Annotated in this window: 11 protein-coding genes (1 of these 11 running past the window's edge); 3 read left to right on the forward strand and 8 right to left on the reverse strand. The window is 66.4% G+C overall.

Annotated features, from left to right (window positions below):
• Position 1 precedes the first annotated feature (1 nt).
• The 6 genes from nqrF to AZF01_RS20475 are packed head-to-tail and all read right to left on the reverse strand — an operon-like array spanning position 2 to position 5,343.
• On the reverse strand, positions 2 to 1,228 hold the full coding sequence (gene nqrF / locus AZF01_RS20450; protein WP_024707992.1) for an NADH:ubiquinone reductase (Na(+)-transporting) subunit F: 1,227 nt from the start codon (positions 1,226 to 1,228) through the stop codon (positions 2 to 4).
• On the reverse strand, positions 1,225 to 1,836 hold the full coding sequence (gene nqrE / locus AZF01_RS20455; RefSeq protein WP_024707993.1) for an NADH:ubiquinone reductase (Na(+)-transporting) subunit E: 612 nt from the start codon (positions 1,834 to 1,836) through the stop codon (positions 1,225 to 1,227). The genes nqrF and nqrE overlap by 4 nt, the downstream gene beginning before the upstream one ends.
• Entirely contained in the window at positions 1,833 to 2,498 is a 666-nt protein-coding gene (locus AZF01_RS20460; RefSeq protein WP_024707994.1) for an NADH:ubiquinone reductase (Na(+)-transporting) subunit D, read from the reverse strand. Before AZF01_RS20460 ends, nqrE begins: the two co-directional genes overlap by 4 nt.
• 1 nt (position 2,499) lies before the next feature.
• The gene (locus tag AZF01_RS20465; protein ID WP_024707995.1) at positions 2,500 to 3,300 is read right to left on the reverse strand and encodes an FMN-binding protein; all 801 of its coding nucleotides are present in this window, start codon (positions 3,298 to 3,300) and stop codon (positions 2,500 to 2,502) included.
• Positions 3,293 to 4,069 carry an RnfABCDGE type electron transport complex subunit D gene (locus AZF01_RS20470; protein ID WP_024707996.1) on the reverse strand — a complete coding sequence of 259 codons (777 nt, stop codon included), beginning with the start codon at positions 4,067 to 4,069 and terminating at the stop codon, positions 3,293 to 3,295. The genes AZF01_RS20465 and AZF01_RS20470 overlap by 8 nt, the downstream gene beginning before the upstream one ends.
• The gene (locus AZF01_RS20475) at positions 4,066 to 5,343 is read right to left on the reverse strand and encodes a Na(+)-translocating NADH-quinone reductase subunit A (protein WP_371260652.1); all 1,278 of its coding nucleotides are present in this window, start codon (positions 5,341 to 5,343) and stop codon (positions 4,066 to 4,068) included. Before AZF01_RS20475 ends, AZF01_RS20470 begins: the two co-directional genes overlap by 4 nt.
• Before the next feature lie 174 nt (positions 5,344 to 5,517).
• Here AZF01_RS20475 and AZF01_RS20480 point away from each other — a divergent pair, with 174 nt between their 5' ends.
• The 3 genes from AZF01_RS20480 to AZF01_RS20490 all read left to right on the forward strand — a co-directional run bounded on the left by AZF01_RS20480 (position 5,518) and on the right by AZF01_RS20490 (position 8,890).
• Positions 5,518 to 6,639, forward strand: coding sequence for a cytochrome c3 family protein (locus tag AZF01_RS20480; RefSeq protein ID WP_244435548.1), 1,122 nt, complete (start codon positions 5,518 to 5,520; stop codon positions 6,637 to 6,639).
• 178 nt (positions 6,640 to 6,817) lie between these two features.
• Positions 6,818 to 7,348 (forward strand): gluconokinase, encoded by a 531-nt coding sequence (locus tag AZF01_RS20485; protein WP_244435549.1) that lies wholly within the window; start codon positions 6,818 to 6,820, stop codon positions 7,346 to 7,348.
• Positions 7,349 to 7,624: 276 nt separating this feature from the next.
• Entirely contained in the window at positions 7,625 to 8,890 is a 1,266-nt protein-coding gene (locus AZF01_RS20490; protein ID WP_024708000.1) for an MFS transporter, read from the forward strand.
• Here the strand turns inward: AZF01_RS20490 and AZF01_RS20495 are convergent.
• Entirely contained in the window at positions 8,881 to 10,188 is a 1,308-nt protein-coding gene (locus tag AZF01_RS20495) for an ActS/PrrB/RegB family redox-sensitive histidine kinase (RefSeq protein ID WP_024708001.1), read from the reverse strand. The genes AZF01_RS20490 and AZF01_RS20495 overlap by 10 nt on opposite strands.
• An 11-nt stretch (positions 10,189 to 10,199) precedes the next feature.
• Positions 10,200 to 12,610, reverse strand: partial view of an ATP-dependent helicase HrpB gene (hrpB, locus tag AZF01_RS20500; protein ID WP_024708002.1) — the 3' portion only. The gene runs 49 nt beyond the window's last position; the window shows 2,411 of its 2,460 coding nt (coding positions 50–2,460); its start codon lies beyond the right edge, outside the window — the gene reads right to left on this strand; it ends in the stop codon at positions 10,200 to 10,202.

Below are 12,610 nucleotides of genomic sequence, written 5' to 3' on the forward strand. Positions count from 1 at the left end.
GTCAGACTCCGAAATCGTCGTAGAAGATGGACTTCGGCTCGACGCCGAGCCGGTGCAGCGTGGCAGTCACCGCCGAGATCATCACCGGCGGTCCGCACATATAGTATTCGCAGTCCTCCGGTGCCGGATGGCGCGAAAGCTCGGCGCGCACGATATCATGGATGAAGCCGCTTGCGCCCGTCCAGCGGTCGCCGGGCGCGGGATCGGAAAGCGCCGGCGTCCACGAGAAATTGTCGTGCTCGGCGGCGATCTTCTCGAACTCCTCGACATAGAACAGGTCGGCGACCGAGCGCGCGCCATAGAAATAGCGCATCCGCCGTGGCGTGTTCTTGCCGATCTGGTCGTGGATCATGGCCCTCAGCGGCGCCATGCCGACGCCGCCGCCGATGAACACCATCTCGCGATCGGTCGGCTGCACTTCGAACTCGCCGAAGGGCCCGGAGGCCTCGATCTCGTCGCCCGGTTTCAGCGCGAACAGAAAGGAGGAGACGATGCCGGGCGGAATTTCCTGTTCGCGGCCGGGGGGCGGGGCGGCAAGGCGGATGTTGAAGACGGCGCGCTCGGCCTTTGCATCCTCCGGCCTGCAGGCGATCGAATAGGCCCGTGTAACGGATCTTTCGGCATAGGAGGTCATTTCGGACCAGCCGGACATCGCCCATGCCTCGCGGAAGGGCGGGTCGATGTCGATATCGCGGAAGTCGAGCCGGTAGGCGGGCGCGGTCAGTTGCATGAAGCCGCCGGCGATGAAATCGAACGGCTGGCCTTCGGGAAGCTGCAGCACCAGTTCGCGGATCAGCGGCGCCTTCATCGTGTTGGAGACGACGCGGCAGGTAAAGCCCGTCGCGCCGACGAAATCCTGCGGCACCGTCACCGAACAGGGGCCTCTGAGCGCCGTCTGGCAGGCAAGGCGCATATGGGCGCGACGTTCGGCGGCAGACAGCACGCCGCGTTCGGTCGCCTGCGGTTCGCCCGCGCCTTCGCCGTCCACATGAACGCGGCAGAGCCCGCAGGTGCCGGAGCCGCCGCAGGCCGCCGGAATGCCGATCCCCGCGCCGTGGAGGACGCCGAGCAGGCGGTCGCCGCGATTGGCAGTGATCTCCATGGTTTCGTTGACCGTCACCGTCAGCGCCTCGGCGGGGATCAGGCGTGCGCGGGTCATCAGGAGCGCCAGCGTGAGCACGAGGACAAGGCCGACGACGACAAGGGCTCCGACTGCGATCTCGTTCATGACGTCACCATTTGCGCAAATGCGGAAAAGCCGAGGGACATCATTCCGGCAAGGGTGAAGGTGATGCCGAGCCCGCGCAGGCCCTGCGGCAGGTCAGCATAGGAAAGCCGGGCGCGGATCGCGCCGAGCAGAACGACGGCGACGCCGAAGCCGAAGCCCTGGCCCAGCCCGAAGACAGCCGATTCACCGATGCCATAATCGCGGTCGACCATGAACAGGCTGCCGGCGAGAATGGCGCAATGCACGGTCAGAAGCGGCAGGAACACGCCGAAGGAGGCGTAGATCGCCGGAAAGAAACGGTCGAGCACCATTTCCACCAGCTGCACGGTCGCGGCGATGACACCGATGAAGGAAATCAGTTTCAGATAGGAAAGATCGATCTCCGGCATGCCGGCCCAGGCCCAGGCGCCGGGCGCGAGCAGCGCGTGATAGATCACCTGGTTGAGCGGCACGGTGACGCCCATGACGGCGGTGACCGCGATGCCGAGGCCGATGGCTGACGCCGTGCGGCGCGAGAGCGCCAGAAAGGTGCAGAGCCCGAGAAACAGCGTCAGCGGCGCATTCTCGACAAAGGCGGCGCTGAGGAACAGGTTCCAGAGGTCGGTCATTTTCCGGCCTCCTCTGTCTTCGGCGGGTTGAACTCCGAGGGTTCGGCCTGCTGCGGCAGCACCGTGCGCACGGCCCAGACAAGGCCTCCAAGCATGAAGAAGGCGCTCGGGGCGAGCAGCATCAGGTTCAAGGGCGTGAACCAGCCGCCGTCCGCGACCACGGGAAAGACCTGATAGCCCATCAGCTTGCCTGCGCCGAAGAGTTCGCGTGCCGAACCGATGACGATCAGCACCAGCGAATAGCCTAGCCCGTTGCCGAGCGCGTCGACCATGGAGGGCAGCGGCGGGTTGGAGCGCGAGAAGCTCTCCGTGCGCCCCAGCACCAGGCAGTTGGTGGTGATCAGGCTGACGAAGACCGAAAGCTTGCGGCTGATGTCGAAGAAATAGGCCTGCAGGAACTGGTCGATGACCACCACCAGCGAGGCGACAATGACGATCTGCACGATCAGGCGGATGGAATCGGGGATATGGCGGCGGATCAGACTGACCAGCATGGCCGACAGCACCAGTACCGTGGTGAGCGAGGCCGACATGGTCAGCGCCGTTGCCACCGAGGTGGTGACCGCAAGCGCAGAGCAGATGCCGAGGATCTGCAGCGTCACCGGATTTTGCAGGACGAGCGGCTCCGTCAGCGTCGACCAGAGATTGGTTGACCGGGCCATATCAGAACTCCCCGCGCTGGACGGCGTCGATGAATGGGCCATAGCCCTCGGGCCCGCCCCAGAAGCGCATGATCTTGGTGAACGCGTTGCCGGTGCGTGTGGCGCCGGTTATGCCGTCGACCTCGTAATCATTGCCGGCCGCGCCCTTGGCGACGGCAAAGCGGACGGTGCCGGACGGATCGGCAAGCTCGGTGCCGGGGAATTGGGCGAGCCATGCCGGCTCCTCGATGCGCCCGCCGAGGCCGGGTGTTTCGGCCTGGTTGGTGATCGCAAGGCCTGCAATCGTGTTCATGTCGCCGCGCAGTGCCACGATCGCGTCGATCGGCGCCTGATAGCCCGGGCCGGTTACCGGCAGCAGGGCCAGCGAGATATCGCCGGCTTCGTTTCGAAGCAGGTAGATCTGCGCGTAGTCCGGCCTCCGGCCGATGCCGGCCGTGTCTTCCGCGGGCGACAGCGTGGTCCAGTTGGCCGCGTCGTCAAGGGCTGCGGCAAGGGTTTGCGGCGTCACGTCCTGTGCCGCCCGTCCCTTCGGCAGGTTGATCACCACGGTGGACAGCGAACCGCCGGATTGCTCGAGGATCTGCGTCATGCCGGGAATGCCGGCGACCAGCGCCTCAAGCCGGGCCTGTTCCTCCGCCGCCCGGTTGGCCGCCTGGATCGGCCGCAGGATCACGGTAGCGCCGGAGACCATCAGGGCGCAAATGGCGGAGACGAGAAAGGCGATGACGACGGTCTTTGTCCGGTTTTCATTGGGCAGCGCCAGAAACCGGCGCCAGGCCGAGAACGGATTAAGGTCAGCCATGACGTCTTCTCCTTTGGGCAAGCCACAGCGCAATGGCGGCTTCGTCCAGCAACGGGGCGGCAAGCGAGGTCAGAAGGGCCGCGGATACGGCCATCTGCACGGGAGCGGCGCTCTGCCAGCCGAGCGCGAACAGGATGATCAATGCGCCGAAAAAGGCGCCGTTGAGCCAGCCGCCGAGCCTTGTCGAGGCGCTTGCAACGGGATCTGCGACGAGCAGGACCAGCACCACGGCAACCGCCGGAAGCAGGGGTGCGACCGGCACGCCGGCGAAATGGGCGCCGCCGATGACGATGACCGCACCCGCGATCGCGCGCGCCGGCATCACCCCGAAAAGCGCGCCGAGCAGGGCGGCCGGTATCGCGGCCCAGGCCAGCGGCAGCGGCAGATCCGGCCAGGGCGCGGTGACGAAGCCGAAGCCGAGAAAGGCGAGCGTCACCGTTGCCGGGTTCAGCACGTTTCGGCCCCAGCCGCCGAAGACGAGCTCGGCCATGACCGAGCCGAAAGAGATACCGAGAACGAGCTGCACGATGCTGAGCTCCTCCGGCGCGAGGATTGCGATCGCAAGCGCCGTCAGCGCGCCGGCGAAGGAAGGCGGCTGGGCGCGGGCGAGCATGAAGATCACGTGCCAGAGCCCGGAAATGATCAGCGCCAGCACCAGAAGGCCTGCGGCATCGAGCCCGCCATACCAGAGCCATGTCAGCGCCAGTGGCATCACCGAGATCAGCAGAAGCAGGGCGACGGTTTCCCGGTCCCACAAGCCGTGGCTCATGCCGGTGCCTCCTCTTTCTCAATGGCGTTCAGAAGTCCGCGCAACTGCGCGGCAAGCGGCGGCTCGGAGAAGGTGACGTAGTCAACCAGCGCCAGGTCCTCCTCAAGCAGTGAAAGCGCGCCAAGGCGGGCGGCGGCCTCCTGGTCGCCGGCCGAAAGCGCGCGCATCAGGGCGGCAGCGGGAATATCGCCGCCGAAAGCCTGCGACAGGGCGGCCGTCGGGATGATCGGCAGCGGCCGGGCGGCGCGGGTGAGCGCCGCGGAAAACCAGTGGCCGCGCCTCTTGCCCGATCCGCGGGACAGAACGCTCGCCTGCCGGTCGCGCGGGCCGAGCCAGTGGGCGGGCCTGCCGTCCAGCACGGAGCCGGCAAGCACCTCATAGGGGCCCGGCTGCACATGGCCGTGACAGAGCCCGCGCAGGTCCGCGCCGGGCTGGCAGCGCAGCAGGCGCGGTTCGCGCATGGCCGAACCGGTGACGGTCACGAGCCGGGTCTCGGGCAGAAGGCCGGTTGCGAGAAGGTCGCCGAGATCGGCGATATCCTCGGCATGAATGTCCCAGACGCGGCCATCGATTGCGGCGGGCGCATGGTGGTGGATCTTTATGCCGGCGAGGCCCTGCGGGTGGAGCGTCCCACAGGCGATGCGGCGGATGCCGGCCGCGTCGTCGAGGTCAAGAGACCTGCCCTTCGTCTCGCACAGGAAGACCTGATTGCCCGCCAGAAGCCTCAACGCGGAAAGGCCGCGCGATATGGCCTCCTCGCGGCCCCGGATGGCGTTTCGCGGATCGGGGGCCGCGGGCCGGGTGTCGGCGGCCATGACGAAGATCGCGGCGGGCGTTTCGGCGAGGGCGGGCATATGGCCGAAGGGCCGGCTGCGGAAAAGCCGCCACAGGCCGGCCTCCTGCATCAGGGCGCGCAATGCCGCAGCATCGCTTTCGGCCCTGTCGGTTTCAAAGGAATGCCGGCCGCCGCCGTCTTCGCGAAACAGCAGCATCTGGATCAGCCTGCGTCCGGGATTGAGCTCGATCGCCGCCACCCGCGCCGGCATGGGCGCGACAAGCTTGATCTCCTCTGCCGCGCGCAGCGAGAAGAGCGGCTGGCCCTGGGCAACGCGCTGGTCGACCTCGACCAGCGGCACGACCCGCAATTCCTCGCCGCGGGCAGGCGTAAGCGCCGCCTCTTCTGTCAGGAGCGTTTGGGCAGCGTGGTCGTCTGGCAATGAGGGGCCGGTCGGCACGGACAGGCCGGCGGAAAAGAGGCGGTCCAAAAAAAACACTCCCAAGGCTTGGCGCCGGACAATCAACTCGTGCCGACAATTGAATTGCCGGGACGGACTGAATTGTTTAGCATGCAGCAAGCACAGACTATGAATTTTCAGTGGGGGTGAAAAGCCATGTCTTATGGAGTGAAGCGGTTTTCTTCATTTTTCGTTGCTGTTATTGCAGCGACATTGACATTTGTCAATTCCGGCAGCGCTTCCGCTCAGGACGACGGAAACGGCGAGGCGGCCGTGGAAGCCCTTGAACTGTTCGTCATGCCACAGTCCGGGCCGTTCCGTCCGGACCAGATCTCGATCCCGCAGCAAAAGATGATCGAGGCCTGGGCGCGCTCCGCCCATGCCGATGCCTCGGCCGAGGCCTTTACCCACTGGGACGGCGAGGGCGAGGTGCCGGCGAGCTGTTCCACCTGTCACTCGGGCGCGGGCTTCCGCGCCTTCCACGGTCTCGACGGCAGCGAGCCCGGCGTGGCCGCCGCCGTGCCCGTCGGCGGCGTCGTCGATTGCGAGACCTGTCACAATCCGGGTCTCGCGGAGATCACCGCGATCACGTTGCCGAGCGGCATCGAGCATCCGGTCAAGCCCGGCGTGGAAGCGGCCTGTCTCACCTGTCACTCCGGCCGGGCCGCCGGCGTGACGGTTTCCAGGGCCGTCGGCGACAAGGCCGATGACACGCCGGACCCGGAGATCGGCTTCGTCAACCCGCATTATGCGCTGGCCGGCGCCCTGCGCCTCGGCGCCGTCGGGGCGGGAGGCTTCGAATATCCCGGCAAGACCTATTCCGGCCGCTTCTTCCATGCCCGTCCGGTGGCCGATTGTGCTTCCTGTCATGATCCCCACACGCTGACGGTCGCGGAAGAGACCTGCCTTACCTGTCACGAGACCGGCAATTTCGACGCGATCCGCATTTCCCGCGTCAGCTATGACGGCAGCGGCGACCTCAACAAGGGCATCCGCTCCGATATTGCCAGCAATGCGGCGTTGCTGATGGAGACCCTCCGGGATTACGCCGCCAATGTCGCCGGGACGCCGATCGTCTACGAACCGCATTATCCCTATTTCTTCGTCGACGCGGATCAGGACGGCCGCGCCGACGAGGTTGACGGGCGGACGGCGAGCTACAAGGCCTGGACGCCGCGCAGCCTGAAGGCGGCCTATAACTGGAAGTTCGTCACCGCCGATCCCGGCGCCTTCGCGCATAATCCGCAATACGCGCTGGAACTGCTCTATGATTCGATCGAAGACCTTTCGGGGCCGCTTGAGGTCGATATCAGCGCATTGGGGATCCAGCGCTAAGGCGTTTCCGGGAAAAGCGGAAGCGCTGAGGGCGGCGATTTCAGCCCTTGCCGCCGGGTCTTTTCGCCCGGCGGACATTCTGTCCCGTTGCGGCAATCGGCCCGGCCATGATATCGCAGGGCTCTTGCCTGGCGGCGATGCCCGCCTCTCTTTCCTGCCGGAACGGATGAAACGACCAATGAATATAAGCAAGGCCGAAACGCCGCGCGCCATCATCGTTATGGGCGTGAGCGGGTGCGGAAAATCCTCCGTCGCGAGACTGATCGCCGAACGGGCGGGCTTCGAGCAGGTCGAGGGCGACGACCTTCACCCGGCCTCCAATGTCGACAAGATGACCGCCGGCATCCCGCTTGAGGACGCTGACCGCTGGCCCTGGCTTGATCGTGTCGGCGCCGAGCTTGCCAGAGAGCGTCAAACGGGCGTGGTCGTGACCTGTTCGGCGCTGAAGAAGATCTACCGCGACCGTCTGCGGGCGACGGCGGGCCAGCCGCTCGCCTTTGTCTTCCTGAACGGCAGCGAAACGCTCCTTGCCGAGCGGATCAGCGCGCGCGCGGGTCACTTCATGCCGACCTCGCTTTTGAAAAGCCAGCTCGAGACCCTCGAAGACCCGAGCGGCGAACCCGGCGTGGTGACCGTCGATATCGATAAACCCCTGAACGTAATCGCAGACGACGCGATCGCCGGCCTCAGCGCCGTATCTTTTCGCTAGCGCATCGGCCCGAAAATCGGAATCGATTTTCGGGCCGATGCGTAGATTCCATAAGTTAGAGCGTCCTTTATGCGTCCGAATGGACGCACGGTGCTCCGGGTCCGTTCGCGGCACGCGCCGATCACGGCTTCAACGGGCCCGCCGCAGCGAGGCGCGTTTCCCCGTCGGCCCCGGCATCCGACGCTCAGCTCGGTTGCCGCTGCGGCTTATATTAGGCTTGCCTTTCGCTTTTCGTTCGGCCAGTTTCACTCCGATGAACCGATCGGAGGGCGAGACATGGCGGTGACGGCGGGCGAGCGCAACCGGGCGCTGTTTCTGGGCAGTATGGGCGGCGGCCTGGAATTCTACGACTTTGTGATCTACGCCACATTCGCCTCGCAGATCGGCAAGACCTTCTTTCCGGCCGAAGAGGCGTCGACCCGACTGCTTGCGGCTTTCGCCGTCTTTGCCGCCGGCTATCTGGTGCGCCCCATCGGCGGCATTCTGTTCTCCCATTTCGGCGACCGGCATGGACGCAAGTTGATGTTGCGCGTCTCGATCGCCGGCATGGCGGGGGCCACCTTTCTGATCGCCTTCATGCCCGGCTATGCCACATGGGGCATCTCGGCCACCGTCGCGCTGGTCGTGCTGCGCATGGTGCAGGGGCTTTGTCTCGGCGGCGAAATTCCCGGGGCGATGACATTGATCACCGAAACCATGCCGAAGCGGCGCGGCCTTGCCTGCGGCTTCCTGTTCATGATCATCAATGTCGGCATGCTGGCCGCCCAGGCGGTGCAATGGGCGATCGAGCACCTGTTGAGCGATGCGGCGGTGCTCTCCTATGGCTGGCGCATCGGCTTCTTCATCGGCGGACTGGTGGCGATTGCCGGCTTCATCCTGCGCGCGCGGCTTGCCGAGAGCCCCGCCTTCGCCGAAATGGAGGCATCAACCCACAAGGTGCCGCTGGCGGCGCTCTTCCGCGACAATGCCCGCGCCGTTTGGCTCGGACTGTTCATCACCGGCCTTGGCGCTGCCGCCGTGCCGCTGCTCTACCTCTACATGAACAGCTATCTGACGGATTTCCTGCATTACGATCCGGACCAGGTGGCAACCGCCGTTCTCGTCGGCATCATCGTCTTTTCGCTGCCCATGCCTGTCGCCGGCGCCATTTCCGATTTCGTCGGTATCAAGGTGCCGGCCTTCGTCGCCGCCCTGCTGTTGGCGATCGCGGCCATCCCCGTTTATGTCTGGATCCATGAGGGCGTGTCGTCGCTCCTGCCGGCCATGATCGTGATCTCGCTGATCGGCGCCTTTGCCTGGGGCGTGGGTCCGGTGCTGCTGACGGCAATCTTCCCGACAGACGTGCGCTATTCCGGCGTCGCCTTCGTCTACAATATCGGCTTTGCCATTGTCGGCGGGCTGACGCCGCTTCTCGCGACCTTCATCATCCAGCAGACGGGTTTCACGCTCGCGCCCGGCTTCCTGCTGGCCGTCTTTGCCGCGCTCGCCACGGTCGCGATCTTCCTGACCCAGGTCATCCCGGCAGAGAAGTCTCAGCTCTGATCGGCCATATCCGCCTCCATCCGCCAGCGCGGCCAGGAGACGGTGATGCGCGCGCCGCCGACATTTTCGAAGGAAAGGCGTGCGCCCGAGCGTTCCAGAAGCGTCTTGGCGATGAACAGACCGAGGCCCAGACCGCCGGCGCGGCTGTCCGCCGGGTTCTTCTGCCGATCGGAAACGAAGGGGTCGCCAATGCGCGGCAGGATATCCGGCGTGTAACCGCCGCCGTCATCGGTGACGGTGATCGTGACCCGCGTCTCGCTGTAATGCGCCGCAATCTCCACCTTTTGGCGGGCATGTTCGACGGCGTTTTCGATGATATTGCCAAGGCCGTACAGAATGCCGGGATTGCGATTGCCGACCGGCTCGCCGCCGGTCTCGCCGGAAACGCGGATCTCCATCTGCGAGACAAACGGCCGGTGGGGCGCGACCACCTCCTCGATCAGGGAGGTCAGCGGCAGGAGCCGCATATGCGCCTCGTCCTCCTTGGAAAGCGACGTGAGGCGGGAGAGTATGTCCCGGCAGCGCTGGCTCTGGCTGACGAGCAACTGCACGTCCTCGCCATGTTCGGGATCATCGCCAAGCGCCCGCGCCATCTCCTTGGCCACCACCGAGATCGTGGCAAGCGGCGTGCCGAGTTCGTGGGCGGCGGCCGCCGCCAGCCCGTCGAGCTGGGAGAGGTGCTGTTCGCGCTGCAGCACCAGTTCCGTCGCCGCCAGCGCATCCGATATCTGCTGGGCTTCGAGCGTGATCCGCTGGACGTAGAAGGCGGCAAAACCCAGCATGGCGATGATCGCGATCCAGATGCCGAATTTCAGGATCGGCTCGATCTCCAGTGTGATGCCTGCATGCCATGGCAAGGGAAAGGGGCTGAGCGCCAGGGCCGACACGCCGGATACGGCAAAGGCCAGAAGCGCGAAGGCATAATGCAGCGGCAGCGCGGCGAAGGAGATGATCACCGGCACGCAGATCAGCGGCGCGAAGGGATTGGCAAGCCCGCCGGTCAGGTAGAGCAGCGCGGTCAGTTGCAGTAGATCGAAACCGATCATGGCAAAGGCGATGCGCGGGGACACGCGCTGGGTCGCCGGAAAGCTGACGCTCAGCACCAGATTGCCGAGGGCGAGCGCGGCAATCAGCGCGAGCACGGGGATGATCGGCATCGGGAAATCGAGCCCGAAGGCCACCGTCAGCGCCGCTGCCGTCTGGCCGGCGACCGCCAGCCATCGGAGCCGCACAAGCGTCTGCAGGCGCAGGTTTCCGCGTCGCTCATGCCCCACCATGTCGGTGACCGGCTTGTTCATCGCATTTCTCCTCATGTCCCGCGCGGCTTTGCCCGCCGCGTCGCCTGCGCATTGGCCGGGTCCTCCGGCCAGACATGTTTCGGGTAGCGCCCGCGCATATCCGCGCGCACGTCCCTCCATGACCCCGCCCAGAAGCCGGGAAGGTCGCGCGTCGTCTGGATCGGCCGGCCGGCCGGCGAGGTCAGTTCCAGAACGAGCGGCACGCCGCCGGCGATTGCCGGATGGCGCTTCAGTCCGTAGAGCATCTGTACCCGGATCGAAAGCACCGGTTCGTCGCCGTCATACCGGATCGGAACCCGGTCGCCGGTGGGCGCCGTAAAATGCGTCGGCGCCAGCCGCTCGAGATCGGCGGCAAGCGGGTGGGGCAGAAGCGCCTGAAGGCCCTGCGTCAGGCTTTTCGGACTGACGGCGGAAAGCGCGGTGATGCCCGCCTGGAAGGGGGTGAACCAGACATCAAGGCTTCGCAGCAGACCCATTTCTGCAACATCCGGCCAGGGATCGCCGAGCTTGCGATGGAGAAAGCCGATCCGCTCGACAAGATGGGCAGCCTCCTTTGGAAAAGAAAGAAGCGACAGTCCGTAGCGGCGAAGCCCGTCGGCGAGCGCCTCCGCCGCTTCGTTTCCGGATGGCTTCGCCCCCTGGCGCTCGGAAAGCACCAGCGCATCGAGCCGGGTCACGCTGCGCGCCCTGACGGACAGGCTGTCGCGGTCGAAGACACATTCCGCGCGGGTCACGATCGCCTCGGCGCGCGCCGCGAGGATGGTTTCCCGTGAAACAGGGCAGGCGGCGAGCACGCGCCCGCGCGCCGCGGAGCCTGTCAGGTCGGCGACGACGATAAAATCGCAGGCCGCGAGCGGATCATCCTCGGCCAGTTCCGCACCGCGACCATTGGCCATCAGATAGCGGCCGCGTCCGCCGCGGGCCATGGCGATGCGGTCGAAAAAGGCATGGATCAGGGCCGCGCCCGGATCGAAAGGGCCGCTGCGCCTGCTGCTGCCGCCTGCCGTTTTGGCGATGCGGGCGGCCAGCCCGCGCGCCGCCTCCGCCCGCGGGCTTTTGTCGGCGCGAAACCGCCGGAGCCGTTCGGAAAGGTCGATACTGGTGCCGCCAAGCCCCTGTTCGGTCAGAAGCACCGCAAGCTCGGCCGCAGGCAAGGCCGTGCCGCTTTCAGCCGCCTTGACGACCATGCCCGCAAGGCGCGGCGGCAGGGGGATGGCGCGCAGCCGCTCGCCGGACGGCGTCAGCCGCCCTGCGGGATCGAGAGCCCCGAGCGAATGCAACAGCTTGCGCGCCTCGGCAAGGGCGGGCCCCGGCGGCTGGTCGGCAAAGGAAAGCTGGGCGGGATCGACGACGCCCCAATGGGCAAGATCGAGCGCCAGGCCGGTGAGGTCGGAGGACAGGATTTCCGGCGGATTGAAGGCGGGAAGGGCGGCCGTCTGGCCCTCGTGCCAGAGCCTGAGCGCAATGCCCGGCGCGGTGCGGCCGGCGCGGCCGGCCCGTTGATCGGCCGCCGCGCGCGACGCCCGGACGGTTTCAAGCCTGGTGATCCCGGTCGCCGGCTCGAAGACGGGAAGGCGTTGCAGTCCGCTGTCGATCACCACCCGAACGCCATCGATCGTGATCGCGGTCTCGGCAATCGCCGTCGCCAGCACCACCTTGCGGCAGCCTTCGGGCGCGGGGGCAATCGCCGCATCCTGTTCGGCCCGCGACAGGTTGCCGTAAAGCGGCGCGACGATCACATCGCCGGGAACGCTCGGAGCCAGTCTCTCGGCGGTCCGGCGGATTTCGGCCTGTCCGGGCAGGAAGGCGAGGATCGAGCCCTCTTCGCGCGTGAGCATGTCAAGCACCGCGGCCGCGACATCATCCTCGATGCGCGAACGCGGCCGCCGCGGCCGGTAGCGGTGTTCCACGGGGAAGGCCCGTCCGGCACTCTCGATCACCGGGGCGTCGTTGAGAAGCGCGGCGATGCGGCTGGTGTCGAGCGTCGCCGACATCACCAGGATCTTCAGGTCCTCGCGCAGCCCGGCGCGGATGTCGAGCGCCAGCGCCAGGCCGAAATCGGCATCCAGCGAACGCTCGTGGAACTCATCGAAGATCACCATGGAAATGCCGGCAAGCTCGGGGTCATCGAGCGCCATTCGGGCGAACACGCCCTCCGTCACCACTTCGATCCGGGTTTTGCCCGAAACCTTGGTATCGAGCCGCATGCGGTAGCCGACGGTCTCGCCCGGGCTTTCGCCAAGAAGCGACGCCATGCGGAAGGCGGCAGCGCGCGCGGCAAGCCTGCGCGGCTCAAGCAGGATGATCCGCCCCGTGCCGGCCACGCCGCTCGTCAGCAGATGCAGGGGAACACGCGTCGTCTTGCCCGCGCCCGGAGGGGCGGCAAGCACGGCCTGGCCAATTTCGCCAAGCGCTGCCGAAA

The sequence above is a fragment of the Martelella sp. AD-3 genome (assembly GCF_001578105.1).
Classification (GTDB): domain Bacteria; phylum Pseudomonadota; class Alphaproteobacteria; order Rhizobiales; family Rhizobiaceae; genus Martelella.